This is a genomic window from Pseudogemmobacter sp. TB195 (genome assembly GCF_058313095.1).
This window is the reverse complement of the sequence record NZ_JBZEGG010000002.1, coordinates 40287-66456: the sequence shown is the minus strand read 5'-3', so window position 1 is coordinate 66456 and position 26170 is coordinate 40287. Positions and strand designations below refer to the sequence as shown.

29 protein-coding genes and 1 pseudogene are annotated in these 26170 nt (G+C 63.0%); 23 read left to right on the top strand and 7 right to left on the bottom strand.

The genetic code is table 11. The features are described 5' to 3' along the window. Positions 1-61: 61 nt before the first annotated feature. Both AC4FS3_RS03320 and AC4FS3_RS03315 read left to right on the top strand, forming a co-directional pair. Positions 62-484: an RrF2 family transcriptional regulator gene (locus tag AC4FS3_RS03320; protein ID WP_491019371.1), complete on the top strand. Its 423-nt coding sequence runs from the start codon at positions 62-64 to the stop codon at positions 482-484. After that, a complete protein-coding gene (locus AC4FS3_RS03315; protein ID WP_491019370.1) occupies positions 481-771 on the top strand; it encodes a TehB family protein in 291 nt (96 codons plus the stop codon). Before AC4FS3_RS03320 ends, AC4FS3_RS03315 begins: the two co-directional genes overlap by 4 nt. A gap of 121 nt (positions 772-892) precedes the next feature. Here AC4FS3_RS03315 and AC4FS3_RS03310 read toward each other — a convergent pair whose 3' ends face one another. Together AC4FS3_RS03310 and AC4FS3_RS03305 are read right to left on the bottom strand one after the other, a co-directional pair. Then, positions 893-1636 (bottom strand): sulfite exporter TauE/SafE family protein, encoded by a 744-nt coding sequence (locus AC4FS3_RS03310; protein ID WP_491019369.1) that lies wholly within the window; start codon positions 1634-1636, stop codon positions 893-895. A 25-nt stretch (positions 1637-1661) separates the two neighbouring features. Beyond that, entirely contained in the window at positions 1662-2423 is a 762-nt protein-coding gene (locus AC4FS3_RS03305; RefSeq protein WP_491019368.1) for a spermidine synthase, read from the bottom strand. A gap of 705 nt (positions 2424-3128) precedes the next feature. Here AC4FS3_RS03305 and AC4FS3_RS03300 point away from each other — a divergent pair. From AC4FS3_RS03300 to ihfB, 7 genes and pseudogenes are all read left to right on the top strand, one after another. Beyond that, positions 3129-3293 (top strand): hypothetical protein, encoded by a 165-nt coding sequence (locus tag AC4FS3_RS03300; protein WP_491019367.1) that lies wholly within the window; start codon positions 3129-3131, stop codon positions 3291-3293. 218 nt (positions 3294-3511) lie between these two features. Beyond that, positions 3512-3997 carry a DUF6878 family protein gene (locus AC4FS3_RS03295; protein ID WP_491019366.1) on the top strand — a complete coding sequence of 162 codons (486 nt, stop codon included), beginning with the start codon at positions 3512-3514 and terminating at the stop codon, positions 3995-3997. An 11-nt stretch (positions 3998-4008) separates the two neighbouring features. After that, positions 4009-4353: pseudogene (locus AC4FS3_RS03290) on the top strand (DUF6915 family protein); the annotation flags it as partial. Between the two features lie 430 nt (positions 4354-4783). Continuing rightward, positions 4784-5332: a hypothetical protein gene (locus AC4FS3_RS03285; protein ID WP_491019365.1), complete on the top strand. Its 549-nt coding sequence runs from the start codon at positions 4784-4786 to the stop codon at positions 5330-5332. 67 nt (positions 5333-5399) lie between these two features. Beyond that, on the top strand, positions 5400-5816 hold the full coding sequence (locus tag AC4FS3_RS03280; RefSeq protein WP_491019364.1) for a hypothetical protein: 417 nt from the start codon (positions 5400-5402) through the stop codon (positions 5814-5816). Then, positions 5809-6453 carry a DUF8835 domain-containing pootine gene (locus AC4FS3_RS03275; protein WP_491019363.1) on the top strand — a complete coding sequence of 215 codons (645 nt, stop codon included), beginning with the start codon at positions 5809-5811 and terminating at the stop codon, positions 6451-6453. The genes AC4FS3_RS03280 and AC4FS3_RS03275 overlap by 8 nt, the downstream gene beginning before the upstream one ends. A 374-nt stretch (positions 6454-6827) precedes the next feature. Then, positions 6828-7109 (top strand): integration host factor subunit beta, encoded by a 282-nt coding sequence (gene ihfB / locus AC4FS3_RS03270; protein ID WP_491019362.1) that lies wholly within the window; start codon positions 6828-6830, stop codon positions 7107-7109. A 47-nt stretch (positions 7110-7156) separates the two neighbouring features. Here the strand turns inward: ihfB and AC4FS3_RS03265 are convergent, their stop codons facing one another. Further along, a complete protein-coding gene (locus AC4FS3_RS03265; RefSeq protein WP_491019361.1) occupies positions 7157-7540 on the bottom strand; it encodes a hypothetical protein in 384 nt (127 codons plus the stop codon). A gap of 364 nt (positions 7541-7904) precedes the next feature. On the opposite strand from AC4FS3_RS03265, the gene AC4FS3_RS03260 reads away from it, so the two are divergent. The 3 genes from AC4FS3_RS03260 to AC4FS3_RS03250 all read left to right on the top strand — a co-directional run bounded on the left by AC4FS3_RS03260 (position 7905) and on the right by AC4FS3_RS03250 (position 14542). Beyond that, on the top strand, positions 7905-12227 hold the full coding sequence (locus AC4FS3_RS03260; protein WP_491019360.1) for a strawberry notch-like NTP hydrolase domain-containing protein: 4323 nt from the start codon (positions 7905-7907) through the stop codon (positions 12225-12227). Next, positions 12227-13270, top strand: a complete 1044-nt coding sequence (locus tag AC4FS3_RS03255) for a DUF7146 domain-containing protein (RefSeq protein WP_491019359.1) — start codon at positions 12227-12229, stop codon at positions 13268-13270. Before AC4FS3_RS03260 ends, AC4FS3_RS03255 begins: the two co-directional genes overlap by 1 nt. A gap of 336 nt (positions 13271-13606) precedes the next feature. Next, entirely contained in the window at positions 13607-14542 is a 936-nt protein-coding gene (locus AC4FS3_RS03250; protein WP_491019533.1) for a DUF2493 domain-containing protein, read from the top strand. Between the two features lie 71 nt (positions 14543-14613). Here the strand turns inward: AC4FS3_RS03250 and AC4FS3_RS03245 are convergent, their stop codons facing one another. After that, a complete protein-coding gene (locus AC4FS3_RS03245) occupies positions 14614-15090 on the bottom strand; it encodes an SRPBCC domain-containing protein (RefSeq protein WP_491019358.1) in 477 nt (158 codons plus the stop codon). A 797-nt stretch (positions 15091-15887) separates the two neighbouring features. Here AC4FS3_RS03245 and AC4FS3_RS03240 point away from each other — a divergent pair. The 3 genes from AC4FS3_RS03240 to AC4FS3_RS03230 all read left to right on the top strand — a co-directional run bounded on the left by AC4FS3_RS03240 (position 15888) and on the right by AC4FS3_RS03230 (position 17591). Beyond that, positions 15888-16289 carry a single-stranded DNA-binding protein gene (locus tag AC4FS3_RS03240; protein ID WP_491019357.1) on the top strand — a complete coding sequence of 134 codons (402 nt, stop codon included), beginning with the start codon at positions 15888-15890 and terminating at the stop codon, positions 16287-16289. A gap of 188 nt (positions 16290-16477) precedes the next feature. Continuing rightward, positions 16478-16726: a helix-turn-helix domain-containing protein gene (locus AC4FS3_RS03235; protein WP_491019356.1), complete on the top strand. Its 249-nt coding sequence runs from the start codon at positions 16478-16480 to the stop codon at positions 16724-16726. Positions 16727-17219: 493 nt separating this feature from the next. Then, complete coding sequence (locus tag AC4FS3_RS03230; RefSeq protein WP_491019355.1) at positions 17220-17591, top strand: transcriptional regulator domain-containing protein; 372 nt, start codon at positions 17220-17222, stop codon at positions 17589-17591. Between the two features lie 144 nt (positions 17592-17735). Here the strand turns inward: AC4FS3_RS03230 and tnpC are convergent, their stop codons facing one another. The 3 genes from tnpC to AC4FS3_RS03215 form a co-directional block, all read right to left on the bottom strand. Beyond that, positions 17736-19274: an IS66 family transposase gene (tnpC, locus tag AC4FS3_RS03225; RefSeq protein WP_491019354.1), complete on the bottom strand. Its 1539-nt coding sequence runs from the start codon at positions 19272-19274 to the stop codon at positions 17736-17738. A 68-nt stretch (positions 19275-19342) separates the two neighbouring features. Then, a complete protein-coding gene (gene tnpB, locus AC4FS3_RS03220) occupies positions 19343-19696 on the bottom strand; it encodes an IS66 family insertion sequence element accessory protein TnpB (protein ID WP_491019353.1) in 354 nt (117 codons plus the stop codon). Continuing rightward, entirely contained in the window at positions 19693-20082 is a 390-nt protein-coding gene (locus AC4FS3_RS03215) for a transposase (RefSeq protein WP_491019352.1), read from the bottom strand. The genes tnpB and AC4FS3_RS03215 overlap by 4 nt, the downstream gene beginning before the upstream one ends. A gap of 56 nt (positions 20083-20138) precedes the next feature. Here AC4FS3_RS03215 and AC4FS3_RS03210 point away from each other — a divergent pair, with 56 nt between their 5' ends. The 8 genes from AC4FS3_RS03210 to AC4FS3_RS03175 all read left to right on the top strand — a co-directional run bounded on the left by AC4FS3_RS03210 (position 20139) and on the right by AC4FS3_RS03175 (position 26169). Then, positions 20139-20453, top strand: coding sequence for a DUF2285 domain-containing protein (locus AC4FS3_RS03210; RefSeq protein ID WP_491019532.1), 315 nt, complete (start codon positions 20139-20141; stop codon positions 20451-20453). A gap of 138 nt (positions 20454-20591) precedes the next feature. Continuing rightward, a complete protein-coding gene (locus AC4FS3_RS03205) occupies positions 20592-20885 on the top strand; it encodes a helix-turn-helix transcriptional regulator (protein ID WP_491019351.1) in 294 nt (97 codons plus the stop codon). Continuing rightward, the gene (locus tag AC4FS3_RS03200) at positions 20882-21988 is read left to right on the top strand and encodes a replication initiator protein A (protein WP_491019350.1); all 1107 of its coding nucleotides are present in this window, start codon (positions 20882-20884) and stop codon (positions 21986-21988) included. Before AC4FS3_RS03205 ends, AC4FS3_RS03200 begins: the two co-directional genes overlap by 4 nt. Positions 21989-22038: 50 nt before the next feature. After that, positions 22039-22494, top strand: a complete 456-nt coding sequence (locus tag AC4FS3_RS03195) for a DUF2840 domain-containing protein (RefSeq protein ID WP_491019349.1) — start codon at positions 22039-22041, stop codon at positions 22492-22494. Continuing rightward, positions 22491-23069, top strand: coding sequence for a S26 family signal peptidase (locus tag AC4FS3_RS03190; RefSeq protein ID WP_491019348.1), 579 nt, complete (start codon positions 22491-22493; stop codon positions 23067-23069). The genes AC4FS3_RS03195 and AC4FS3_RS03190 overlap by 4 nt, the downstream gene beginning before the upstream one ends. A gap of 1 nt (position 23070) precedes the next feature. Beyond that, entirely contained in the window at positions 23071-23406 is a 336-nt protein-coding gene (locus AC4FS3_RS03185; RefSeq protein ID WP_491019347.1) for a DUF736 domain-containing protein, read from the top strand. 3 nt (positions 23407-23409) lie between these two features. Next, a complete protein-coding gene (locus AC4FS3_RS03180) occupies positions 23410-24186 on the top strand; it encodes a lytic transglycosylase domain-containing protein (protein WP_491019346.1) in 777 nt (258 codons plus the stop codon). 243 nt (positions 24187-24429) lie between these two features. Beyond that, positions 24430-26169 (top strand): relaxase/mobilization nuclease domain-containing protein, encoded by a 1740-nt coding sequence (locus AC4FS3_RS03175; RefSeq protein ID WP_491019345.1) that lies wholly within the window; start codon positions 24430-24432, stop codon positions 26167-26169. Position 26170: the final 1 nt, after the last annotated feature.

Sequence of the window (26170 nt, the reverse complement as noted above, 5' to 3'; positions counted from 1 at the left end):
CTGCCTTGCGGGACAGGATAGACCTGCTAATTGGTATTTAAAATACTGATTGGTTGCGACCATGCGCCTCAGCGCCTTTACCGACTACGGCCTGCGCGCTCTGATGCGGATTGCCTCGGATCCGTCGCGCGGCTTTTCCACCGCCGAGCTGGCGGATGAGTTCGGCCTGTCGCGGCACCATCTGGCCAAGATCGTGCAGCGGCTGGCGCAGGGCGGCATCCTGACCACCCGCCGGGGCGGCGGTGGCGGGGCGATGCTGGCGGTCCCGGCCGAGACGCTGCGCCTTGGCGCAGTGGTGCGTCTGCTGGAAGAGGGTGGCTCGGGGCTGGTCGATTGCCTGACGCCGGGCGCGCCGGCCTGCACGGTCGACGGGCGCTGCGGCCTGAAATCGCGCCTGTGCCGGGCCGAGGCCGCCTTCATGGCAGAGCTTGACCGCTCGACCCTTGCCGATATCGCGCTCCGTCCTTTGGAGGTTCAGCCGTGACCGACTGGCCTGAGGGGCTGCAGCCCTACAAACGCACGCCCGAATTCACCGAGACCAGCATTCCGCCGGGGCTTCTGCGCGCCCATGCCACCAAGCCGGGCACCTGGGCGCAGTTGCATGTTCTCGAGGGCAGGCTTCGCTTCCACGATCTGGTGCGGGATCGGGTGTTGGACCTTGCCCCCGGTGTCCATCCCGTCATCCGGCCCGAGCAACTTCACCAGGTAGCCCCGCTGGGTTCCGTCCGATTCTTTGTCGAATTCTGCCGGATGGAGGATTGTGGCCCGTGATCTGAGATCGCTCAGTCACTCGTCGACCTGAGTAGGTAAAATGCATGTATCCGCTACTGCTCCGAAATCATACGCCAGAACGTATCGTTGCCCGGGCTGCCAGAGTCCAAGGGGCGGACTACTACAAGATCATTTTGAGCCCTGATGCGAACAAAAGGACCGACAGGATCCCGCGCAGCCACCGATCCGACAGGAAGCGGCTGCCGATCCAGGCTCCGACCGACCCACCAACTGCGACTGCACAGAGCCAGCCGGGCAGGGAAGAAGGCATTTGGTCCCAGGCAGCATAGGCGCCGATCAGCGCTGCGGCCGAGTTCAGAAGGTTGTATACCGCCGTAGTCGCCGCCGTCTGGCGTGGGGTGGCCCAGTTCATGCCCAGGATGACGGGGGCCAGGAGCACGCCGCCACCCGTTCCCGTTGTTCCTGACACAAAACCAATGACCGCCCCGGTCACGAGCGCTGCCATGAATGGCGGCGTGACCGGGGTATCCGGGCGGGAGGGGCTGGCGAGAAATGCTGATCGTGCCATTTGAAGCGCGGACAGGATCAGAACGGCCCCGACCAACGGGAAATAGAGCGTTCCTGGCAGATGGATGGCACCACCCAGCATCGAGAAGGGGAAGCCGAGGATGGCAAAGGGCCAGACATTGCGCCACGACAACCGGCCATTTCGAAGAAAAAGGGCCGTGCCGATTGCCGCGACGAGGAGGTTCAGCGAAAGCGCCGTCGTCTTCATGGCGAGCGGTTCAAAGCCCGCCACGCCCATGATCGCGATATACCCGGACGCGCCCGCTTGCCCGACCGCCGCATAGACCAGAGCGACCGCCAGAAATGCCGCCGCGAGCAAGAGTGGTTCGCTGTCCAAGGATATGCTCCGAGCTGATCTTATGTCAGCATATGTCCGGTCCTGCCGGCTGGGCCAAGACCAGTGCGGGCGGAATATGGCCCGCGACCGCCAACCCAGGTGATACTCGCTCACCTTGGAACTGCCGCGCCAGGTAGATATGGTGGAAGGCATCCACCCGCCCGCCGGGCAATTGCACGTCCTCGCGCTGCCAGTTCCAGCCAAGTTCGTTGAGCCTGTCCTCAAATGGATCGGAGATCTCAGCAGACCAGAAGGCCGCAATCCCGCCTGGTCGCAGGGCATCCCGCACTGCGTTCAGGCCGGTTTGTCCGTAGAGGCGCTGGTTGTCATCGCGGACCAGAAAATCCGGCCCGTTGTCGGTATCCATCAGGATCACATCGAAGCCCGGGCCGCTTTTGGCAAGCAAGTCGTTGACATCCATTACCCTCAGGTCCACGCGCGGATCACGCAGCGGATGATCGGCCAGTGGGGCCAGAACTTCATGGTTCCATTCGGCAATTGCCGGGATCAACTCGCAGACTGTGACCCGCGCATCGGGGGGCGAGAGATCAAGCGCAGCCCGCAGGGTGAAGCCCATGCCAAGTCCGCCGATCAGCAGGCGAGGTTGGGGCACGCCGCCAAGCTGCCGCAGGCTGCGCTCGGCAAGCACCGCTTCGGAGCGCCACATAATATTCGACATCAACTCGATGCCGTTGAAGCGGATCTCATAGATATCGCCGCGTTTGCGCAACATGATATTGTCGCCCGCCTCGGTCGAGGCGCGGGCCAGTTCAGTCCAGAGTGTCATGACAAATCCCTCGGCCCCTTCAGGGTGCCGGTCTGATGTGTTGCAGGGGAATGGTCTGGGGTTGCCCGGCGGTCAGCGCATGCTCAGCGCACGGGCAACCCAGGCACATGGCGTGCCCTGGTCCCGATCAGCAGCGGGAAAAGCGCTGCGCTGGATTTGCTACCAATATGATCACTCATGACTGCTCTTGTGCCTGATCAACCCGCCTGGAGCAATGGTAGGGGTGAACTGCGCTTCTGAGATGAATGCCGGCTGGCTGGTTTGGGGCCTTTATCCCCGAGGATCGCCGTGCGTGGTCTTCTCCGATGCTTTTCTGAGCGGAATCGCCCTATGCTTTGGGCCGACGGACGTGAGCGGCTCCGCCAAAGTATTCATCTTCAAATTGCGGACCGGATTTCACCGGCGTCAACACGACGAAGAACGCGACCATCTTGCTCCGAGGCCGGTGGCAAGCGGAGGCATCCTGTCATGGGATCGGGCCCCTGTCAGAGCCAAAGCCCCATCCCCGCTTCCATTCGCAAACCTTGGTCTGATCCGTCTCTTTGACATTCAACCCCGAAGGGGTCGGCTTACGCGCGCGTGCCGCCCACGGGGATTCGGGCAAGAGGCCCGAACGCCCGTGGGTGATTGCAGATCCGGTCAGACACTTCGGGCGCCTGTCGAGCGGGGGATGGTCCCTCGTCTCCAAAGACAGGAGCCAGTCCCATGTCCAAGAAGGATGCCACCGCTTTGGCCGCCAGCCTCGCCGCCACGCTGATGGTCTCGATCGTCGTGTTTCAGGCCGGCGATGGCAGCCATGCCGCCATGCCCGCCGATGAATATGATGGCGATGAGACGCTCATCGCCCTCGAGATCGACCCCTGGCAGTGAGGCGCGCAAGCGCCTCACCCCCTTCGGGCGGCCCGCGATGCGCCGCGCCGCCCACCGGGGACGCGCGATCACCCGCCTGTGGCGCGCGCCGCGCGGCGGAGCCGGGATGAACCCCGGCACGGGAGAGGTCGAGGAGGGATCCGGGAAGGGCGAGCCTTCCGGTCCCAGAGAGAGCGCCGGTCGGCTTCACCTGTCCCATTGCTCTCAGGAGAAATCCCATGACCCACGATATCGCAGCATCCCCGGAAGCCAGCCTGGCGGTCGCCATGGCGCAGTTTGATGCCTCGCAGCTGGCGCATCAGACACTCCGCACCACCGCAATGGCGCAGAATAAGGAGGCCCTGTTCGCGGCCATGCGCGCCGCCGGGATCACAGAGATCATCGTCAGTTTCGACGGCGCCGGCGACAGCGGGCAGATCGAAGACATGGACGCCCGCCGTGGTGACGCCGTAGTGCCGATGCCGGACACGGAAATCACCCTCGCGCAGGTCAGCTGGGGCATCAGCGAGATTTCGACCAGCACCATCTCGCTGTCCGAGGCCGTCGAGAACCTGGCCTATGAACTCCTCTCCAACAGCCATGGTGGTCGGGAGAACTGCGACGGCGCGTTCGGGGAGTTCCATTTCGACGCCGAGGCCGGGACGATCCTGCTCGACTACAACGAGCGGTTCACCTCTTCCGAAAATTACAGCCATAGCTTCTGAGGACCGCGAACATGGCACATCCCTATCATCACGCCCTGTCTTCGGTGAAGAAATGGGGCGGCACCGTTGACGACTACATTGAATTGCACGAGTTTTTTGACTCGTCATAAGCCACGCTGGCGGACTTTCGACACCGTGCTATGCTCCATCATGCTGGTGGTGTTTTTCTGCTGCAGCAGGTGTTCGGCAAGACGCTTACGCTGTCTTCCGGCAGGGTAATCCCGACCCGCTGGGTGGGCGAGCAACATGTCCGGGAGGATCTCGGCCATATCCCGAGCTTCGCCGACTGGGCACGAGCGATCCGTCCGGAACCCTGGATGGGGCGCACGCCGAAATTGGAAGAGGAGGTCGAACCTTTGGCATCAGTCCTACCCATCCCGCGTGGATCCCTCTATCTGCTTCTTGACGTGGGGCCTGAAGCCTCACGCTTTGCAGTTCTGCGTGCTGCCGTGAAGTTGTTCCATCCGACAATATTCAACGATCCGGGGCTGCGACCTGCGCGGCGCAGTTTCTATCGTCAGATGCTGTCTGATCATGCCAATGTTCAGGCGCAGGTGCGTCCAGTGGCAACGCGTATATGGCCGCCTCATGTGTAAAGTCGGCCTGACTTCGCTGCATACGGGATGCTCCCGCATGCCTGTCCCATTGGCATCGCAGGCTGGGGGATGCTCTCTGGCGCATCTGAATGCCAATCTATCGGAGAGAGGAAGAGCGAGGGGACTTCGGGCGTGACGGGTTGAGGATCGGAGAGAGAGGCTTTCCGGCGCCCGTCATGGAGTGATCGCTATGACCTTCGCGCGTCCCGAAACATTTCGTCCTGTCGGTCAGATACTGGCTGCCAGTCTGGCTCCCGCTGCGCTCGTGGCCGCAAGGCTCCCCTTGCGGATTTCCTGCCTCGGCACGGTCAATCAAGACGCCGGAGATGATGCCCTTGGTTGCGACTGCCTTGTCCCGCTCGGGCAATGCGACAGGCCACAGCTGGCGATGCGTATCGCAGCGTTGAGCCTTTCCAGCCGTGACATTCGGGCAAGCGCCAGAAATCTCGCGCAGTTCCGCCCGCGCCTGGTGCTGATCCAGGACCGCGATCATTGCCTTGTCCTTGCGGGTGAGATCCGCGCCGGCACCATCCTCTGGCAGCATCCGGTCACTTCGGATGCCGAGGCCCGGCAGGTGGTGATCAAGGCCAGCAGGTTGCGCGGCATGGCCTTCCGCGAACCCGACACCGCTGCGGCGCGCACGCTGCAAAATCGTGCTGCTGTTCTGGAGGGCAGGCTGGTCGATCCGTTCTGGCGCGAGACCGCTTCCGATCTGCTGCGTTTGCCACAGGCCGCCTGATCCTAAAGCAAAATCCATCTCATCCCGCCCGGCCTCGTGCCGGGCTTTGTCGTTTCAGGAGCCTGCCATGGCCAATTACTATACCCATTTCTCCTGCCTGCTCGATGTAGGCACCCCCGAGAACGCTGCCCGGGCGCTCGATCTCTACAATGCACTGTCCAAGGAAAATGCGGCGGAAGACCCGCCGTCCGACGCCTTCCTGCTCTCGATCCAACCTGAGCATGGCGGCACACAGCTCTGGATCCGCGACGATGAAACGGGTGACCCTGAACATGTCATCCAATTCGTCAAGCGCTGTGCGGCAGCCTTTGGCCTCACAGGGTTATGGGGTTTCCAATATGCCACGACCTGCTCTTCGGCCCGGGTGAACGCTTTTGGTGGCGGGGCGCATGCCCTCGATCTCGCTACCGGCGAAACCGTGGACTGGATCTACAGCGGCAGTTGGCTGGAAAGCGTACTGGCGGGAGGCGATCCCTGTGCCTGAGATCGTGGAAACCCTTGTTTACAAGCTCGAAGAGCTTCCGGATGCCGCGAAAGACAGGGCGCGTGCCTGGTACCGCGAAGGCGGCTTTGATGCCGATTGGTATGACGCCGTCTACGAGGATTTTCAGCGCATCGCGGAAATCCTCGGTCTCGACCTGAAGACCCGGCCCGTCCGGCTGATGGGCGGCGGCATTCGACAGGATCCGTGTATCTGGTTCACCGGCTTCTCGAGCCAGGGGGATGGAGCCTGTTTCGATGCGTTCCTGTCGTACCGAAAGCGCGCCTCGCAGCGGATCAGGGATTACGCACCGCAGGATGGGGATCTGCATCGCATCGCGGACGTGCTTCAGGCGGTGCAGCGTCGGAACTTCTACCAGCTTCATGCCGAAACCAGCCACCGCGGTCACTATTATCACGAATATAGCATGGCGATTTCCGTTACGCGCGACAGCCCGACCTGGCAGGACATGACCGACGATGCCGAGGAGGTCGTGACGGAGGCGCTGCGCGATCTTGCTCGCTGGCTTTATCTGCAGCTGGAACGCGAACACGACTACCTGTCATCGGATGAGGCGGTCGATGAAAACATCATCGCCAACGAATACACCTTCACCGAAGCCGGTCGCCGTTTCGGATAGAACGTAGCCCGACCGACGCGAAAGCATGGCACAACCACAGGAGCGGGCAGCTTCCGGGAATGGGTGAGTGGCTCGGGCCGCAGCCTCTGTTTGGCAGAACTCACCGGAGCAGCCGGCAGGCCTAAGCAGAGCGCATGTGCCCGATCCGAGCTTCCCATCCGGTCAATGCCAAACTGTTCGCTGAGCGGGGCGCTCAGTTCGTGCCGCACCAGTCCCACCTGTCGTGCATCTGTGGACAGAGCAGGTCGCCTCTGCTGCCCGGCCCACAGTCAAGCCGTTGTAATCGTTCGGTCCGCGTGGATAATACCCGACTGGCCGTCGTGGCGCTCTGACCCGAGTGCCGGCTGTGTGGTGTTTACCAAAGGAGTTCGACCATGATCCGTTCGGAGCTGATCCGACTTATCGCCAGCGAAAACCCGCATCTTACAGCACAACAGGCAGAGCGGCTGGTTGGCTGTATTTTCGAGACGATCATCGACGCCATGGCGCATGGCAACCGAGTGGAACTACGGGGTTTCGGGGTGTTTTCAGTCCGCGAACGGGAAGCCCGGCTCGGGCGCAACCCCCGCAATGGGGTAACTGTTCCGGTTCAACACAAGACGGTCCCGTTCTTCACTGCCGGCAAGCAGATCCGTGATCGCCTCAACGGTCGCTGAGCCGCGACGCGTTCAGAGGGTTCGGGCCGGGAATCTGGCTGGCATGGTCAGGTCGGTTCGGCTCTGAGGCTCTCATAGGGGCCGCCCGGCAAGGGGCGCAGCACGCGTTCGGATTGCGCATAACCCTTCGCGAGATCGTCGCCTCGCTCGGTCAATCTGAGCACAATGACATCGGCATGCCTGGCAAGGATCAGGGCACCATCGCGTTCCAGATCTTCCAGAAGCGCATGTAATTTGGCGCGCTCGGCACCGAGGCCCCAGTCACGGAGCCAATCGAGCAAGACCCGGTCATTGCAGACACCTCGCGCTTCACCGCTGAGCAGGGACAGAATTGCAAGCGCCTGGTGGCGTGACATGGTCAGGTGGAATGGGTCAGGGCTGTTCGCCAGCTTTGGTGAGGTCATGGGCACTTTCTGGGGCATGGTTGCCATGGATCTTCTTCTGCTTTGCACAGAATGGCATTTGCGTCTGCCGGGGCCAATCACCTGTCGGATCGCTCGCTTGTCGAGGTATTGATCAGGGGCGGGGCGTCTCCCGGCCTTGCCGGAACCGGGCTCAGGTCCTGGCGGACGGAAGCCTGCGGGCAGTCTTCCCCCATTCGGGCAAGGATCCCTGACGCAAGAGACGGAGACCTGCACCCTGGGGTGGTTGGCCCTTCAGGGCATCTCGTGAGCATCACTTCGAATCCGCTCCTCGGCTCGGAGAGTTCGAGGCTGGCCGGGAGGGGTCAGGTCCGGGTGGTCGAGAGAGAGCGCTGTCCGGGCTTGTCCTTCCCGCTCTGCTGAGGTTCCTGACATGAACATGGTGTTTCCCGTGACTGATCCGGTCACGCCGCTGGCGGCTGCGCCATCAATCCTGGCTGCGGCCAATCTTCTGCTCCCCCATCTCGAACACGGCCAGCGCGTCGATGCCGCCACCTTGCGAGGTGCGATGGAAATGGCTTTCGGCGCATCCGATGCGACCGGCGCCTGGGACTGGAAGCTGGCCTATGAGGCCTGCGAAGTCGCCACCGTTCTCTTCTTGCGCAAATACGGAAAGGCGCTTTTCCGTAAAGCAGCTTCTCCGGCTGCACGGATTTCCGTGCTGGCAAAGATCGCCGGACTATTGCCGACACAGACCCGGCGTTCCGAGGAAAGCCAGAACTTCCAACAGTTCAGCACGCCTCTGCCATTGGGCCTTGCCGCTCTGACAGCCGCTGCGATCACGCCTGATGACAGGGTTCTGGAGCCATCGGCGGGCACCGGCCTTCTCGCTATCCTGGCGCAGATTGCCGGCAACTCGCTGATCCTCAACGAACTCGCCGACACCCGCGCCGATTGTCTCGCCTCGCTCTTTCCGGCCCTCGCCGTCACCCGGTTCGACGCCGCCCAGATCGACGATCATCTCGCCCCGGATGCCGTCCCGTCCGTGGTGCTGATGAACCCGCCATTCTCGGTCATGGCCAATGTCAGCGGGCGTGTGGCAGATGCAGCCTACCGCCATGTTGCCTCGGCGCTGGCCCGCCTTGCTCCCGGCGGCCGGTTGGTGACGATCACCGGCGCTGGCTTCGGCCCCGAGGTGTCGGCGTGGCGGGACGCTTTCGTCCACTTGCAGACCCGTGGTCGTGTGGTGTTCAGCGCTGCCGTCGATGGCGCGGTCTATGCAAAGCACGGCACCACGATCAACACGCGGCTGATCGTCATTGACAAGCTACCCGCCGACGACCCGACCAGTTTTCCGGCCTCACCGGGGATCGCTCCTGATGTTGCCACGCTGATCGGATGGATCGAGGCGCATGTGCCGCAGCGTTCGCCGGTATCATTGCCGAAAATTGTGGTGTCCGCTTCGACCGCCACGCCGAAAACCGTGCGGGGCTATCTGGCCCGCGCGGCAGCACCGCGGCCTGCTTCTTCTCCCGCCAACGATCCCGAAGGCGTCGAACTCGCCTATGAGACCGTGGACTGGACGCCACCGGAAGGCGCTCGCCTGTCCGATGCCATCTATGAGGAATATGCGCTGCAATCGCTGCGCATTGCTGGCGCGCAGCCGCATCCGACCAAGCTGGTGCAATCCGCCGCCATGGCCTCGGTCGCACCGCCCCGACCTTCCTACCGGCCTATGCTGCCAGCTGACATCTGCGCGCGCCTGTCGGACGCCCAGCTCGAAACGGTGATCTATGCCGGGGAAGCCCATGCCGATCATCTCGCTGGTGCATGGACCGTGGACGAGCATTTCGACAGTGTGAGCGCTGCGCCCGAAGAGGCTGCCGGATCAATCCGCTTTCGCCGCGGCTTCATGCTCGGTGATGGGACCGGCGCGGGCAAAGGCCGCCAGTCCGCGGCCATCATTCTCGACAGCTGGCTGCGCGGTCGGCGCAAGGCGGTCTGGATTTCCAAATCCGACAAGCTTCTGGAGGATGCGCAACGCGACTGGTCGGCGCTGGGCATGGAGCGGCTGCTGGTCACGCCTCTGTCGCGATTTGCGCAAGGCGCAAAGATCACGTTGAGCGAAGGCATCCTATTTCTAACCTATGCTACGCTACGCTCCGACGACCGGGGCGAGAAGGCTTCCCGCGTGCGTCAGATCGTTGAATGGTTGGGCTCCGACTTCGACGGGGTCATCATCTTCGACGAGAGCCATTCCATGCAGAATGCCGGTGGCGGAAAAGGTGAACGCGGCGATGTCGCCGCTTCGCAGCAGGGAAGGGCGGGCCTGCGGCTCCAGCACGCGCTGCCCGATGCCCGCGTGGTCTATGTCTCGGCGACCGGTGCCACCACAGTTCACAATCTCGCCTATGCGCAGCGCCTCGGCCTCTGGGGCGGTGAGGATTTTCCGTTCCAGACCCGTGCCGAGTTCGTCGAAGCGATCGAAGCCGGTGGCGTTGCGGCCATGGAAGTGCTGGCCCGCGATCTGCGATCCCTCGGCCTCTATACCGCCCGTTCACTCTCCTATGATGGCGTCGAATATGAACTGATCGAGCATCAGCTCACGGACGAACAGCGGCACATCTACGACTCATATGCTGCCGCCTTCGCTGTCATCCATGGGAACCTGGACGCGGCCATGGAAGCCGCCAATATCACCGGCAGCGAGGGAACGCTGAACCGGCAGGCCAAATCGGCCGCCCGTTCGGCCTTTGAAAGCACCAAGCAGCGCTTCTTCGGTCATCTCCTGACCTCCATGAAAACCCCGACCCTGATCCGGTCCATTGATGCCGATCTGGAAGCGGGCCATGCGGCCGTCATCCAGATCGTTTCAACCGGTGAAGCCCTGATGGAACGGCGGCTTTCCGAGATCCCGACCGAGGAATGGAACGATATTTCCGTCGATGTGACGCCCAGGGAGTATGTCGGCTCGTATTTGCAGCATTCCTTCCCGGTGCAGCTCTATGAGCCATTCACCGATGGCGAGGGGAACCTGTCGTCGCGGCCCGTCTTCCGCGATGGTCAGCCGGTAGAATGCCGCGAGGCCGTAGCGCGGCGCGACGAGATGCTGGAGCAACTCGGTTCGCTTCCGCCTGTCCCCGGTGCGCTCGATCAGATTGTCCAGCGCTTCGGCACGGATATGGTGGCCGAGGTCACGGGCCGTTCGCGCCGGATCGTGCGCAAGGGCGATGGGGCATCGGCACGCCTTGCCGTCGAGAACCGTGCGCCTTCTGCCAATCTTGCCGAGACGTCGGCCTTCATGGATGACCACAAGCGCATTCTTGTCTTCTCTGATGCCGGTGGCACCGGGCGCAGCTATCACGCCGAACTCGCGGCGAGAAATCAGCGCCTGCGCGTGCATTATCTGCTGGAACCGGGCTGGAAGGCCGATGCCGCCATTCAGGGGCTTGGGCGCACCAACCGGACCAATCAGGCGCAGCCGCCGCTCTTCCGGCCCATCGCCACGGATGTCAAAGCCGAGAAACGCTTCCTCTCGACCATCGCCCGCCGCCTCGACACGCTGGGCGCGATCACACGCGGCCAGCGTCAGACCGGCGGGCAGGGGTTGTTCCGTCCCGAGGACAACCTCGAATCAGCCTATGCCCGCGACGCGCTGCGCCAGCTCTATCTGCTGATCGTGCGCGGCAAGGTCGAGGGATGCTCGCTCGAACGGTTTGAATCGGCCACCGGCCTGAAGCTGATGGACAGCAACGGTGTGAAGGACGAATTGCCGCCGATCACCACCTTCCTCAACCGCCTGCTGGCGCTGACCATCGAGTTGCAGGGCATCCTGTTCTCGGCCTTCGAGCAGCTTCTGCAGGCGCGGATCGACGGGGCCATTGCATCCGGCACCTATGACATGGGGCTGGAAACGCTGAAGGCGGAAAGCTTCATCGTCACGGACCGGCAGGTGATCCACACCCATCCGGGCACCGGGGCAGAAACCCGGCTGCTGACGCTCACCGAGCGCAAACGCAATCAGCCGGTCCCGCTCGATGCGGCCCTGGCGGAACTGGATGATCCCCGTGCAAGATTGCTCATCAACGAGCGATCCGGTCGTGCCGCTGTGCAGATCCCGACCACCAGCGTCATGCTCGATGATGGCGAGATCGAACGGCGCGTGCGGCTGATCCGGCCCATGGAGGCGATGAGCATTCCGGTGCGGGCGATGGGCGAGACCCATTGGATCGAGGCCGACAGTGCCGCCTTCAGCGCAGCCTGGAAGGCGGAACTGGCCGAGGTGCCGGAGTTCACCGACAGCATCCTGCATATGGTGACGGGGTTGCTTCTGCCGATCTGGAAGCGTCTGCCGCAGGAATCCTCTCGCGTCTATCGCCTCCAGACCGACGAGGGCGAACGCATCATCGGTCGTCGGGTATCGCCGGCATGGGCTGCCAATGCTTCGACCAGTGGCGTCACCAGCAGCCTGACACCGGATGCCGCCTACGCCGCGCTGATCGAAGGTCGCACGATCCTTGATCTTGCCGAGGGGCTGCAACTGCGCCGTGTCCGGGTCATGGGCGCCAACCGGATCGAACTGACCGGCTTTACTGACGCGATGCGTGACCGGCTGCGGGCCTATGGACTCTTCAGCGAGATCATCTCGTGGAAACTGCGCTTCTTCCTGCCGGTCGATGCGACGGGACCGGAGATCACCGGCAAATTGCTTGACCGCTTCCCGGTTGGACGCATCGGTGAGAGGGACCCGGTCTAATGGCACGTCATGATGCCTCTGACCTGGCGATCCGCCTTGGCCGTGAGGCCGAGGCGGTCTGCCGCCATTACCTGTCGTCTGGTCACCGGGCCGGACGATACTGGCTGGTCGGTGACGTTCACAATACGCCGGGACGCTCGATGTTTGTTCGCCTCACCGGCCCGGAAACCGGCAAGGGGGCGGCTGGGAAATGGACCGATATGGCGGACGGATCCCATGGCGATCTGCTCGACGTTATCCGCGAGGCGCTCGGCCTTGTCGACTTCAAGGACGTGGCCGAGGAAGCGCGCCGTTTCCTAGCTCTCCCGCATCTCCAGCCGGAAAAGACCAGAGCGCCGACCGGCAGCACATCCGGCAGCGCGCCCGGTTCGCCTGAAGCGTCGCGCCGTCTCTTCGCTATGGCCGAGCCGATCCCCGGCACCCTTGCGGTGAACTACCTGCGCGGACGGGGGATCACCTCACTCGCGGGGACCGCCGCGCTGCGCTACCATCCCCGGTGCTACTATAGACCTGATGAGCATTCGCCCACCGAGATCAGGCCGGCGCTGATCGCCGCCGTCACCGATCTCACCGGCCTCCAGACCGGCGCGCATCGCACCTGGCTCGCACCGGACGGGTCGGGCAAGGCGTCTGTCGAAACCCCGAGGCGGGCGATGGGGGACCTTCTCGGCCACGGCGTCCGCTTCGGCACTGCCGCTGAGGTGCTCGCCGCCGGCGAGGGGATCGAGACCGTGTTGTCGCCCCGCCAGGTTCTGCCCCGCATGCCGATGCTGGCGGCGCTCTCGGCCGCTCACCTCTCGGCCATCCTGTTCCCGCCTGCACTGCGTCGGCTCTATGTCATCCGGGATCGCGACCCGGCCGGGGATGGTGCAAGAGATAATCTGGTCGCCAGAGCAGTTGATCACGGGATCGAGGTTGTCTCGCTCACGCCACTCGAGGGTGACTTCAACGATGATCTGCGGCTGCACGGCATTGATGCTCTTCGGGCGGCCCTGAAAGACCAGCTTCATCCCGATGATCTGAACCGTTTCGTCGTGGGGTGAGGGGGCACGATCCTGGAGGCGCGGTGCGGCTCTGTCGCCTGCCGGTTGCCCGCGTGCGCCATCGGCAGCTGCATCCTGCGTCGGAGAGCCCCGCACCCACGGCCTTCTTGAGAGGGCGATCGGCGCACAAGCGGGGCCGGGCAGGCAATGGCGGCGGCCGACTATTTTCCGCCGGCGGGGGCGAGCCCCGCCTTTGCATCGCGAAAGACAAAATAGTCGGCCTTTGCCATCAAGGCCCTCGCGGAGCGGGCGACGGCTGCCAACCCGTCCCGCCCGTGCGCTTCGACGCCTGCGAAGGCCGCGATGGGCGCGGTCTCCAGACGAAGGACGCTCCCGATGATGAAGGCAACCAACACCGCAGGCGACGAGCCGATCCACACCTCCTCGCAAACCGATCACGCCCTCACCGAACTCCAGCTCTACGGCTGGCGCCCCTGCCAGGATGAGCCCGATCCAAGGCCGCTGCCCGAGGGCAATACCGTTGCCGCCGCCGTCACCGACATCTTCGACGCCCTGGTGGCGACGCTCAGCGACACCCGGCTCGAACCCGATCTCGAAGAACTGCTCTGGGGGGCCGTCAATCTCTTCCACCGCGCCAATACCCGGGTGGAGCGCAATCTCGATGACAACGAGCAGGCGCAGCGCCGCCTCCAGCGGGAACAGGATGGCAGCGAGGTCAAGAGCGTCGAACTCGAGCGCCTGACAGCAGAGGGACAGACCCTGATTGAACGGCGCTCCGGCATGGAACTCTTCCGAGATCTCGCCGCTGAGGCGTTCGAACACCACACCGGCAGCGCCTGGCGGCCGCGGTCCGGCTCGATGGTCAACCATCGCAATCTGACCGCCGCGATGATCGACAGCCGCGACTTCCTGGCCGCGAAACGGCGGGCCGAGACCGAGGTGATGCTGCCAGCCGGTCCGAAGGTGGCGCTGACCGGAGGTGCCGACTTCAATGACCATCGCCTGATCTGGGCAAAACTCGATCAGGTTCATGCCAAGCACTCGGATATGGTGCTCCTGCACGGTGGCTCCCCGAAAGGCGCGGAACTGATCGCCTCCCGCTGGGCAGATCACCGCAAGGTGGCCCAGGTCGCTTTCCGGCCCGACTGGACGAAGCACGGCAAAGCCGCACCGTTCAAGCGCAACGATCAGATGCTGGACGTGCTGCCGGTCGGTGTCATGGTCTTCCCAGGAACCGGGATCCAGGAGAACCTCGGGGACAAGGCGCGCAAGCTCGGCATTCCGGTCATGAAGTTCGAGGGCGGCGCGTGAAGCGCCGCCCTTTCTTGCCATAATCGCTATGCGGGACAAAGCAGACGCTCGAAATCCCTAGTGTTTATGCTTTATTTAACGATCTCAAACACCAAGGCGAGTTTCTCTAACGATGATCTCAGCCCAACAGCATGATCCTCCGGCCGAACGCCGGGGGGAACATTTTCGCAGGCGACAGAAACTCTTGTCGAGCTACCAGACGTAGAAAGCGTCCACGTTTGCTTCATTGCTCCGGTGAAGCTTGGATCAGAAGCATCGAATACCACTCGCTGCACGACCCGCATCCCGGGCTTAAGTTCATCGAAGATAACGCGAAATCTGTCCTCACGCTCGGTAGTCTTTCCTACAACGTCAGGCAGGGCCTCTCCGTAATAGAGGCTCATGACATAGCCGCCGCCTTCGAAGGCATTGATCTCATGAACCTTGCCAGCCATCCCTTCCGGCGGGAGCCACTCTTCAAGCAGTTCGGGCTCCAGAAACGCCCGATAGAGCTTGTCTGCCGACGCTGCTACTGTCCGCTCTGCGCGGTCGATACGTTCAGATTTCATAGCTATATATATCAATTACATCTGCGCCCCGGAAGATGTAAACATGGGCTCGGAGTATCGATCCTGACGGCGCACCCCGACGGTGGCGGCTATTCTCGCGCTGAGGCTTTGGCTGGGGGAGGCGCTCTCAGGAGAACCCGCCGGCCTGCGCCGCAAGACTCAGGGCTTTTCAAAGGAACGGGACAGGATGGTCATCGTGGGGCTGTCGTTTTCCGTTCCCGGCAGTCGTCGCCCGTCATGGAATTCGTCGTCGGCATGATCCCGTTCAGCCCGCGGTCGATATCGGCCAATCGGTCCATGCTGTTTCGTCAGGCAGGCCGCGCCATCTTCATGGCACCTTTCTGCAATGCTGTTGGCCCGCGCAGCGGCCTGCGCAGGTATAGCTGGGCGGGTCCGTACCCGCATCCGATAGCCTTTGTGTCCTCGTCCCGAACCACAAGACCTTCCAGCAGGAAGGGCGGGGGTGGCCGGGAAGCGGGTTGATTGACCTGTCCTCTCGGGTGCCAGCTTCTTGGGGCGATGCTGATACCCGCATGGGATGCCAGTTCTGCTCTGCGTCTCCAACAAGCACTCGAACGCACCAATCCCTCCGCCTGACTGATCCCCTAAGTCCGTTCGGTTTCCACCAACAACCCCCGCGGCTCCGGACCGTGTTGGCGCGCGAGGCGCGCCTGCCCGCACCACTCCGGGCCTTGAGGGCAAGCTGCCGCGAGGGCGGCAGTTGCGGGTCTCTCCCGACGGCCTTGGCCGGGTCTCGTCGGAGGGATGGTCCCTCCGAGAAGCAACGGAGACTTACAATGCAGAACATCGTCATCCTCGCCGGCAACATCGGCCAAGCCCCCGAAACCATCACCACCCAGGGCGGCACCGGCATCACCCGCTTCACCCTGGCCACCTCGCGCCCCCGCTATGCGGAAGGCCGTGTGGTCCGCGACGAGAACGGCTACCGGGTGCAGGAAACCGAATGGCACCGCATCACCTGCTTTAACGGCCTCGGCAAGACGGTCCAGGAGCATTGCGAAAAGGGCATGAAGCTTCTGGTGCGCGGCCGCATCCACTACACGAAATGGACCGATGCGGCTGGCGTTGACCGCTACGGCTGCGAGATCATTGCCGAGACGGTCGATTTCCTGAGCCGGGCGAAACAGACCGAGACCGACGACGGCAAGTTCATCGACGAAGATGACATCCCGTTCTGAGCGGGAAGCCCGGAGCCCGGCGGCGCAGGCCGCCGGGTTCTTTCCATTCGGACAGAAACGAATCGAAGCGCCGCAAATTTGCGCCGCGGAACCGCACCGAACGATAATAGTTGGATTTTATAGAGAAGTGCGGCTATTATAGCCGTAGTTCTGGCGTGCGGCTCGACGCCAATGGGATGTGATCAAGCATGATCACATCCCAACAGATAAGGGCCGCCCGCGCAATGCTCACCTGGACACAGGAGGCGCTCGCAGACAAGGCCATGGTTTCTCTCACCGCGCTGAAGCGCCTTGAGCAAGGCCTGCGTGTTTACGACAGCACCGCAGACCAGGTGCGCCGGGCGCTCGAGGAGGCTGGAATCATCTTTATCAGTTCGGGCCATGTTGGTGTCATGATTGATGCCGGACGGATTTCGGGATCTGGCAAACAAAACTGACTGCATAGCGGTCACGCCAAACTTTTTTCGGGTCGGTGGGTCCGATTGTAATTCTCTTTGAATCTACCATCGTGATTCAAATTTCTGCGTTTCGGAGTGCGGGCGTGAAGGGATCTGTTATAAGGGACGCGGCACCACTTGAGGACTGCCTGACCGAGTATGATCGGCAGAATCTGCAGCTTTATCTTCGCCTGCTCGACTCTGAAGAGTCGGGACTATCGTGGCAGGACGCAGCAAGGCAGCTTCTGCACGTCGAGGCAGATATCGAGCCGGACCGGGCACGTGTAATGCACGATACACATCTCTCCAGGGCCCATTGGATGAGTACAACAGGCTACCGCCTGTTGTTGTGCGAAACACCATTGGTACAGTCATGATTGTTGTGCGCACAGGGAATAACCCTGTGCCTTCGAGCCGACTTCCGGCAACGATTCTTGCCTGAAAGATTCATCATTGCGGCAATGAACTGCCGCAATGATGAGAGGAGGAAGGTATGGAATCGCATCAAAATGCTGCACCGGCGGCAGGACCCTATGCTTATCTTGATGTTCTGACGATCCCGGAATTCTGTTGGGAGTTTCTGCGCCGGAACGCAGATTATCGCCGCGACTATAGCGAGGCCATGGCTTCGGGAAATCCCGATGATGCCGACGAGGTTGCCGAACGCTGGAGGTTGTCCTTTCCTGGTCGATCCCGCCTCATCCCCACAGCAGGCCACACTGTTCTGGCGGCCTGCGGACGATGCAGGCACCGTGGTTCTGGCCCCGGCTCCGCGTGTTCTCTCAGCCGAGGCCGGCGCGCTACGTCGGCTCGGGCCGCCCCGAACCCGCCGACGTGGGCGGGCAGGGGAGTACCGCCGGCATAGGATCGTCGAAGGGCGTAGCACATGGGTCGACACTCTCGTGCTTGAGGGGGCATCTCCTGACCAGCCTCTGGTCATAGTGACGCCCTATGCACGACATGGAATCCAGCGTCTGCGTGCAGCCAGAAACCGTAAGCGGTGTTCCGATCACACGGTGGAGGCGTAGTTCCACGGGAGCAGGTCTTGGATGTTGCTCTGTTTGTGGCCTTTGACGATGGCGGTGAGCGTGGTTGTCAGCCACGCGTGGGGATCGACGCCGTTCACTTTGCAGGTCTCGATCAGCGAGGCGATGACGGCCCAGTTTTCGGCACCAGCGTCATGGCCGGCGAAGAGGGCATTTTTGCGGTTGAGGGCGATGGGGCGGATCGTGCGTTCGACGGTGTTACTGTCCAGCTCGACGCGACCATCGGCCAGGAAGCGGCCGAGACCGTCGCGGTATTTGGCGATGTAGGCCTGCGCCTCGCCCAAGGGTGATTTGGCGGATGTGCGGGCGCGGTGGTGGCTCAGCCAGGCGTCGATGCGGGCCAGGATCGGGGCAGAGCGTTCTTGCCGCGCGGCAAGGCGCGCGGCGGGTTCGCTGCCTCGGATGTCGGTCTCGATGGCATAGAGTGCGCGGATGAGGGTCACACCTTCCTCGGCAATCGGCGCGGAACCGGTGCGGGTGATCTCGATCAGCTTTCGGCGGGCGTGGGCCCAGCAATATGCCAGCTGAATGTCCGGACCGATGCGGTCCGGCGCGATCAGCCGGTTGTATCCCGCATAGCCATCGACCTGAAGGATGCCGCCGAAGCCCTGCAATATCCGTTCGGCATGTTGCCCGCCCCGACCCGGCGCATAGGTGAAGGCCACGCCCGGTGGCGCCGTGCCGCCCCACGGTCGGTCATCGCGGGCCAGCGCCCAGAGGTATCCGGTCTTGGTCTTCCTGGCCCCCGGATCGAGGACCGGGGCGCGCGTCTCGTCCATGAACAGCTTGGTGGACTGCTTCAGGTCGGCAAGCAGCGCATCGTGGACGGGTCGGAGTTCGAAGGCGGCTCGGCCGACCCAATCGGCAAGGGTGGAGCGGTCGAGATCGACGCCCTGCCGGCTGTAGATCTGGGCCTGACGGTATAGCGGAAGATGGTCGGCATACTTGCTGACCAGCACATGCGCGACCGTGGCTTCGGTCGGCATGCCGCCTGGGATCAGCCGCGCCGGGGCCGATGCCTGCGTCACGCCGTCGGTGCAGGATCGGCAGGCATATTTGGGGCGACGGATGACGATGACGCGGAACTGGGCGGGCACGATGTCCAGCCGTTCCGACACATCTTCCCCGATGCGGTGCAGACAGCCGCCACAGGCGCAGGTCAGGCTCTCGGGCTCGATCACCTCTTCGATGCGCGGAAGATGTTTGGGCAGCGATCCGCGATTGACGGCACGCAGCTTGGCGGGGCGTTTGGCCGCGCGGTCCTCGGCATCCTCTTCGGCATGGATTGCGGCGATGGCCGTCTCCAGATCTTCCAGCGCCAGCTCGAACTGGTCCGGATCGCTCTTCTCCGACCTGCGTCCGAAGGCTGCGTGCCTGAAGGCCGCGACCAGCTTCTCCAGCCGTTCGATACGCTCGTCCTTACGCAGGTTATGCGCCTCCGAGGCGATCAGCATCGCCTTCAGGGTGGCAATTTCCTCAAGCAGATCAGCGGTCTCCGGCATGGCCGCAGCTTATCACCCGCCACGGCCAATACCCGCAAAAAACGCTGCAGGGCCCAACAAAAACAGGACTATTCCACCGCCTCCGGTGCCTTTGCACCGATGGCTCGAACCCGTCGCCAGTCCAGCCCGGAGAACAGGGCTTCGAACTGCGCGTGGTTCATCACCAGCAGCCCGTCCCTCACCGCAGGCCAGGTGAAGCTGTGCTCTTCCAGCCGTTTGTAGGCCATCACCAGGCCCGTGCCGTCCCAGTAGAGCAGCTTCAGCCGATCGGATTTCTTGGCGCGGAAGACAAAGACGGTGCCGGTGAACGGATCCTTGCGCAGCTCGTTTTTGACCATTGCCGCCAGGCTGTCATGGCCTTTGCGGAAGTCGATGACCTTGGTCGCCACCATGATCCGCACGCGGTTCGACGGGAAGATCACGCGCCTGCCGCCAAGGCATGCGCCACGGACGCAATCCGATCCGCCGAAGCACCGACTTCCAGACGGATCACAACGGCCCCGAACGCGATCTCCGGGCCGGTCACAGCAGGGTCGACAGAACGCGGAACATCATCTGCAGGCCCGAGCATCAGAGCCGCGAATTCGATCGGATCCTCCGGGGCTGGCAAAACCAGCCGCCCCTTGCGCGCCAGCGTCCGCCACGACGAGATGCGATTTGCCGGAAGGCCATGCCGCCGGGCAACATCATTGACCGTTGCACCCGGAACCAGCGTTTCCGCCACAATCCGCGCCTTCACCTCGTCAGGCCAACTCCGGTTCTGGCGACCAGACCCACCAACCGTGAGAACCTCCAATGTAGTCTCCATGGAGAAGCTCCATCATCAAACAACAATGGATGCCAGTGAGCCCATAAGGAAGCGCGCTGGAAGGTGGGGTTGGGACAGCGCTTACCAGAAACCTTCTCGAAGCGACCTTCAACTGCCGCCGCCCGGTTATGCGTCAGCCAACGCGGCAACAAAGCCGTCGTTACCGGCACATGTTGCAGGCCGTTGATGCCCGGCAAGCGGGTGCGAGTTACCGTCAGATTGCTGAAAGCATTTTTGGCAAGGGACGGGTCGCCAGCGATCCCTGGAAGAGTTCGGCACTGCGCGACGCGACCCTCGCTCTCGTGCGCGACGGCATGAAGCTGGTCAATGGCGGCTATCGTGACCTTCTGCAAAGGTTTCCCGAACGCTAGCGGCAATTGTGGCGTCCTGGGGAGTGCGAATTCACGCCGTGAGGCTTCGCACTCCCTCCTCTTCGCCGATCTTCGACATGGTCCTCCGTGATCGCCCATGGCTGCCAACCGCCTGAGGCACTGCACGGAGATACGCTGATGAAGCCTGACCTTTCCGACCTGCCGCCGCGCTTTCTGCGCACACCCGAGGCTGCGCGTTTTCTGGGGCTTTCCGGCAGAACGCTGGAAAAGCATCGGTGCTTCGGCACTGGACCGGCCTATTGCAAGCTCGGCGGGCGGGTCGTCTACGCCTTCGATGATCTGCAGGCCTGGGCGCAGGGGGGGAATGTCACCTCGACCTCAGACCCGCGCGGCCGGGTTCTGCCTGCGAAGCGCCATCCGCAGTTGAACAGGGTGTCGGCACCTGACCTGCAGGACGGACGTCGCGCATGACGCGCCATGTTCTCAGGGCAGATCCGGGCGAGCGTCAACATCTCACGCCCTTTGTCGTCACCGGCAGCGATATCCGGCCCCGCGATCAGCGCGACCTGATGGAGCGCCCCTTCTTTTCTCTGGCGAAGACCCGGCGCGTCGCGCCGATCCGTTATGCATCGGGCAATGTCCGCGTCGAGGTGCACGCGGTGCCGGAACATGGAATGGCAACGATCTGGGATGCCGACGTCCTGATCTGGGCCGCCAGCCAGATCGTCGATGCAATTGATGCCGGACTGGCAACCTCGCGCTTCCTGCGCTTCACGCCCTACCAGCTCTTGACCGCCACCGGGCGCGAGACCGGCGCGAGTGACTACCGCCTGCTTCGTGGTGCATTGACCAGGCTGCAGTCCACGGCTGTGCGGACCACGATCCGGCAGGGCGAACAGTGGCGACGGCACCAGTTCTCCTGGATCAATGAATGGGAAGATCTCACCCTGCGTGATGGCCGCAGCGCAGGGATGGAACTGGTTTTGCCGGACTGGTTCTATCGCGGCGTCATCGACCAGTCGCTCGTGCTTGGGATCGATCCGGCATATTTCCGTCTGACAGGCGGGATCGAGCGCTGGCTCTACCGTGTCGCGCGCAAACATGCTGGTCGTCAGGCCCATGGCTGGATCTTCGACCTCCCCCATCTTCACGAAAAATCAGGCAGTATGGCGCGGGTCTCCGACTTTGCGCTGCAGATCCGGCGTATCGTGCTGCGCCAGCCGATCCCGGGCTATCGGCTGGCGCTCGAGCGGATCGGGCGCCGCGAACTGCTGCGGATTGTCGTGCAGGATTTGTCCACAGATCGGGCGGACCGACCTGTGCATGGACACGGGAGATCACACGCAACGCGTATCGGGAGATTACACGCAGGGGTATCGGGAGATCACACGCAAAACTCCCAGCTAAGCCTCTGGCCGGAAAGCGGGAATCCGGCTGCTAACTTAGAGTCTAACAAGACTCTAACTTTTGAAGAGGGCAGCGCCGCTGTGGAAAACCTGCCCGTCAGCAGGACGGCCGCAGGTGTTGAGGCGCAAAAGCCGCCCCCGAAATCTCTCGGGGAGAGCCCGCCATGAATATGGATCGCTCTTCGTCTGGCCCAGCGTCAGTTGCGGCGAATGACGGCATGACACTGGTCGATTTGCTATGGGAACAGGGCAAGGTTGAGCGCTGGATCCGGTTCGGAAACAAGGGCCATGAGCAGCGTCTCGATCAACAACGCAGCATCGTCGGCTTCGCACCGGGCGCGATCTTTGCCTTCATTCGCTGGGCCGCAGGTGACTTTGGCACTGTGGTCTCCAGCATTGATATCCTGCGCGCTGTCGCATCCGGCCAGACCTGCCAGAGTGTGCCGTTCGTGCGGCCCGGAGCGGAGATCCTGCTGCGTCAGAACGGCTGGCTGAAGGTCGAGCGGGTGTTGCGCGCGATCGATGCCGTTGAACGTATCGGCATTGAGCCCGCTGAAGTCTGCCCGGATCACTGGCGGCATATCCATAACCGCCTCTGCATCGCCGACCCGCCACTTGACTACACACGAGCGCAGCATCTGGCCTGGATCCGCCGCCGCAGGATCCTGCAATGAGACGCCGTTCGCTCTTCATCCTGATGGCGCTCGCTGTGTTTGGCACCGGCTTTGTGTCTCTCAGTCCGGTGACACCGTGGCTGATCTGGAACGCGACAGCGAGCCTGCCGCTCGGCCTCTACGTGCTGCAGCCTTTCGACGCTCTGGAACATGGTGATCTTGTCGCGGTTGCGGCCCCCGAGCGACACGCCGGGCTTATCCTGGAGCGCGGCTATCTCGGCCCCGATGTGCCGCTTCTGAAGCGGGTGGCGGCAGTTCCGGGGCAGCGTGTCTGCCGCCTTGGCAGCGCGCTCCGTGTCGATGGTCAGGTGCTCGGCTACGCCATGGAAACCGACAATCTGGGGCGTCCGATGCCGGTCTGGCAGGGATGCCGCCTGCTGCGACAGGGCGAGATATTTCTGATGAACAGCGACGTCCGCAACAGCCTCGACGGTCGGTACTTTGGTGTTACGCCGACGCGGGCGGTGCTCGGTCGATTGCGCCCGATCTGGACATGGTCGCGCGCCGTGGATGCAAGCGACCCGGAGATTGTCGCGCCTGAACTTCCACCACCCACGCCAGAACAGGAGAGATGACATGGCGCAAATCGGACACTTCACCAAGACGACAGACGGCTATGCCGGACGTGTTCGCACGCTCGCGCTTGATGCGGAACTGCTGCTGGTCCCGGTCGGGAATGGCGATTCAGAAAACGCGCCGGATTACCGCATCCATCTTGATGATGTGGAGGGACCGGAGGTGGGCGCGGCCTGGCAACGGACCGGCGAAAAGGCGGGCGAGTATCTCTCGATGCAGATCGACGATCCGTCGTTCGCGCAGCCCATCCGCGCCAATCTCTTCCGTGAGGATGACGCAGGCGACGGCTGGATTCTGACATGGAACCGGCCTTTGCGTCGCGATGGGAAAGACTGAGCCATGACGATTTTCCGCGCAAATTTTGGCGGAAGACGGGCAGTCGGGCGGCAGAGTGCTGCCCGGCGTCTCGCGCTTCTCTCTCTTTCCGGCCTGTTCTGTGCTTTGCCACTGGCGCTTCCGGTTGGTGCAGAGGAAGCGCCGTCTGCCGAGGTCATGACGCGCGATCCATACGCGGAGCATATCAGCATCGCCGCGCAGCGTTTCGGCATTCCGGAACACTGGATCCGTGCTGTCATACGGGTCGAAAGTGGCGGCCGAGCAGATGCCATCTCGCAGGCCGGTGCGATGGGGCTGATGCAGGTCATGCCCGGCACTTGGGCAGAGCTTCGCATCCGTCACGGCCTTGGCGAAGACCCATTGGCGCCGCGCGATAACATACTCGCAGGCACCGCCTATCTGCGCGAGATGCTCGACCGTTTCGGAAATTCCGGCGCGATGCTTGCAGCTTATAACGCCGGGCCAGGGCGCTATGAGGAGCATCTTGCTGGCAGCGATCTGCCTGCTGAGACCCGCGCCTATGTCGCTGTGCTGGCCCCGGTTCTGGCCGATCAAACCCTGCTCGACGGCTTGACTGGTACTGCCTCCCGACCGCGTGACTGGCGCGAAGCATCGCTCTTTATCGCCTCCTTCGACGCAAAGCCAGAGGCGGAAATTGCGCCGACCGAAAGCTCTTCGACCGCATCATCAGCCGCTGCGGAAATGATCCTCTTTCCACAAGCGCAAACAGCTGCGCGCGGGCTTTTCGTCGGGGGCGATCTCATGGAGCCCGCGCCATGAGCCGGATCGCATTCAGGCGTAGCCTTGCGTGCTCCCGGCAAGGAAGGGCGGTCTCGCGGGCTGTGGCCAGCCGCTCGACCGTAAGAGGGCAGGATAAAGGGGCGCACATTGTGCTGCGGTCGGTCGGTTGTTTTTGCGGGGAAATCTGGTGCTTCCCGCACATTGCTTTGCCGATCCGCAATGTGCGGATTAACGGCATTGCACTGAAATATAACGTCAAAACGCACCTTACGGAGCATTGTGATGGCCGATGACCGTGAATTCCGTGTCCGGCCTGGGCGTATTCGCTCCACGAGGGCGCAAAGTGCGCGGCCATTCATCGCACAGGCGCTGGCGGCAGCGCAGAAGGCCGGGGGAGGCGTATCGAGATCCGGTCGGATCGTGCCGGGCAGTCGCTCGACCTTCGGGCGCGGCCAGCGTGCCAGCATTCAGGCCAATCGGCTGATCACCTCCAGATCTCGCGGGGCTGTCGTCAAGGCAAGGGTCGTCCGGCAGAGCGGCCGTGGCGCACCGCTCTCGGCCCATCTCGACTATCTGTCGCGTGATGGTGTCACCCGAGACGGGGAGAAGGGTCAGCTTTTCGGTGCCGAAGTCGAAGGGCAGGACATCGACTCCTTTGCGGATCGCTGTGAAGGGGATCGGCATCATTTCCGCTTCATCATCTCACCCGATGATGCAGTGGAGATGTCTGACCTGAAGGGGTTCACCGAAGAACTGGTCGGGCAGATGGAGAAGGACCTCGGCACGCGCCTTGACTGGGTTGCCGCTGATCACTGGAATACCGAGCATCCGCATGTCCATCTCCTGGTGCGCGGTGTCCGTGATGATGGCGAGAACCTTGTCATCTCGCGCGACTATATCAAGGAGGGGATGCGGGATCGGATACGGGATCTGATCACGCAGGAACTCGGTCCGCGGACCGACCACGACATCAGGGCCTCTCTCGACCGACAGGTCTCGGCAGAACGCTGGACACAGCTGGACCGTCAACTGGTCCGCGATGCCGGGGTTGCCGGCGTCATCGACACTGCGCCGGTGCCTGGGCAACAGCCCGATGCCTTCGCATTGCAGAAGCTGGGCCGGTTGCGCAAGCTGGAGACCCTGGGCCTAGCCGAGCAGGTTGGTCCCGGCCAATGGATGATTGTCGATCGTGCCGAGACCGTGATGCGTGATCTCGGCGAGCGGGGCGACATCATCAAGCGGATGCATCGCGCGCTGACCGGACTTGGCATCGAGCGCGCCGCCGGCAGCTACGTCCTGGCTGCCGAGCAACTGGAGACTGCAGTGGTCGGGCGGCTGGTCGCCCGGGGGCTCGACGACGAGCTGAAGGGATCCGCCTATGCCGTGATCGATGGCACCGATGGCCGCAGCCATCATATTCGCTTGCCTGATCTCGCGGCTTCCGGTGACAGCGCGCCCGGATCCATCGTTGAACTTCGCCGCTTCGAAGATGCGCGCGGACAGCCACGTCTGGCGCTTGCGGTCCGGTCCGACTTTGATCTCGCGCGCCAGGTCTCTGCCGATGGCGCAACCTGGCTCGACCGGCAGGCCATCGCTCGGGAGCCAGGCGCGCTGGCCGATACGGGGTTCGGTGCAGAGGTCCGCGAAGCGCTTGAACAGCGCGCTGAGCATCTGGTCAGTGAAGGGCTTGCAGAGCGGCGAGGTGGCCAGGTGATCTTTGCCCGGCGATTGATCGCGACCCTGCGCCGGCGCGAACTGGATGGGCTGGCCGACAAGATCATTGGGGAGACCGGCAAGAGCTTTGGTGGCGTGACCGGCGGCGACTATGTCGCCGGCAGCTATCGCCAGCGTTTCGCACTCGCCTCGGGCCGTTACGCCATGATCGACAATGGTCTCGGATTCCAGCTCGTGCCCTGGTCCCCTTCGCTCGAGAGCCAGCTCGGCCGCCACGTCTCGGGGCTCGCGCGCTCTGATGGCAGCGTCGACTGGAGTTTTGGTCGCAAACGCGGCCTCGGTCTCTGAT

Excerpts from the sequence above, each read along its gene's own strand:
- AC4FS3_RS03320 (WP_491019371.1), top strand. The coding sequence starts at position 62 with ATGCGCCTCAGCGCCTTTACCGACTACGGCCTGCGCGCTCTGATGCGG.
- AC4FS3_RS03305 (WP_491019368.1), bottom strand. The coding sequence starts at position 2,423 with ATGACACTCTGGACTGAACTGGCCCGCGCCTCGACCGAGGCGGGCGAC.
- AC4FS3_RS03300 (WP_491019367.1), top strand. The coding sequence starts at position 3,129 with ATGTCCAAGAAGGATGCCACCGCTTTGGCCGCCAGCCTCGCCGCCACG.
- AC4FS3_RS03295 (WP_491019366.1), top strand. The coding sequence starts at position 3,512 with ATGACCCACGATATCGCAGCATCCCCGGAAGCCAGCCTGGCGGTCGCC.
- AC4FS3_RS03285 (WP_491019365.1), top strand. The coding sequence starts at position 4,784 with ATGACCTTCGCGCGTCCCGAAACATTTCGTCCTGTCGGTCAGATACTG.
- AC4FS3_RS03280 (WP_491019364.1), top strand. The coding sequence starts at position 5,400 with ATGGCCAATTACTATACCCATTTCTCCTGCCTGCTCGATGTAGGCACC.
- ihfB (WP_491019362.1), top strand. The coding sequence starts at position 6,828 with ATGATCCGTTCGGAGCTGATCCGACTTATCGCCAGCGAAAACCCGCAT.
- AC4FS3_RS03265 (WP_491019361.1), bottom strand. The coding sequence starts at position 7,540 with ATGGCAACCATGCCCCAGAAAGTGCCCATGACCTCACCAAAGCTGGCG.
- AC4FS3_RS03260 (WP_491019360.1), top strand. The coding sequence starts at position 7,905 with ATGAACATGGTGTTTCCCGTGACTGATCCGGTCACGCCGCTGGCGGCT.
- AC4FS3_RS03255 (WP_491019359.1), top strand. The coding sequence starts at position 12,227 with ATGGCACGTCATGATGCCTCTGACCTGGCGATCCGCCTTGGCCGTGAG.
- AC4FS3_RS03250 (WP_491019533.1), top strand. The coding sequence starts at position 13,607 with ATGATGAAGGCAACCAACACCGCAGGCGACGAGCCGATCCACACCTCC.
- AC4FS3_RS03245 (WP_491019358.1), bottom strand. The coding sequence starts at position 15,090 with ATGAAATCTGAACGTATCGACCGCGCAGAGCGGACAGTAGCAGCGTCG.
- AC4FS3_RS03240 (WP_491019357.1), top strand. The coding sequence starts at position 15,888 with ATGCAGAACATCGTCATCCTCGCCGGCAACATCGGCCAAGCCCCCGAA.
- AC4FS3_RS03235 (WP_491019356.1), top strand. The coding sequence starts at position 16,478 with ATGATCACATCCCAACAGATAAGGGCCGCCCGCGCAATGCTCACCTGG.
- AC4FS3_RS03230 (WP_491019355.1), top strand. The coding sequence starts at position 17,220 with ATGGAATCGCATCAAAATGCTGCACCGGCGGCAGGACCCTATGCTTAT.
- tnpC (WP_491019354.1), bottom strand. The coding sequence starts at position 19,274 with ATGCCGGAGACCGCTGATCTGCTTGAGGAAATTGCCACCCTGAAGGCG.
- AC4FS3_RS03215 (WP_491019352.1), bottom strand. The coding sequence starts at position 20,082 with ATGGAGACTACATTGGAGGTTCTCACGGTTGGTGGGTCTGGTCGCCAG.
- AC4FS3_RS03205 (WP_491019351.1), top strand. The coding sequence starts at position 20,592 with ATGAAGCCTGACCTTTCCGACCTGCCGCCGCGCTTTCTGCGCACACCC.
- AC4FS3_RS03200 (WP_491019350.1), top strand. The coding sequence starts at position 20,882 with ATGACGCGCCATGTTCTCAGGGCAGATCCGGGCGAGCGTCAACATCTC.
- AC4FS3_RS03195 (WP_491019349.1), top strand. The coding sequence starts at position 22,039 with ATGACACTGGTCGATTTGCTATGGGAACAGGGCAAGGTTGAGCGCTGG.
- AC4FS3_RS03190 (WP_491019348.1), top strand. The coding sequence starts at position 22,491 with ATGAGACGCCGTTCGCTCTTCATCCTGATGGCGCTCGCTGTGTTTGGC.
- AC4FS3_RS03185 (WP_491019347.1), top strand. The coding sequence starts at position 23,071 with ATGGCGCAAATCGGACACTTCACCAAGACGACAGACGGCTATGCCGGA.
- AC4FS3_RS03180 (WP_491019346.1), top strand. The coding sequence starts at position 23,410 with ATGACGATTTTCCGCGCAAATTTTGGCGGAAGACGGGCAGTCGGGCGG.
- AC4FS3_RS03175 (WP_491019345.1), top strand. The coding sequence starts at position 24,430 with ATGGCCGATGACCGTGAATTCCGTGTCCGGCCTGGGCGTATTCGCTCC.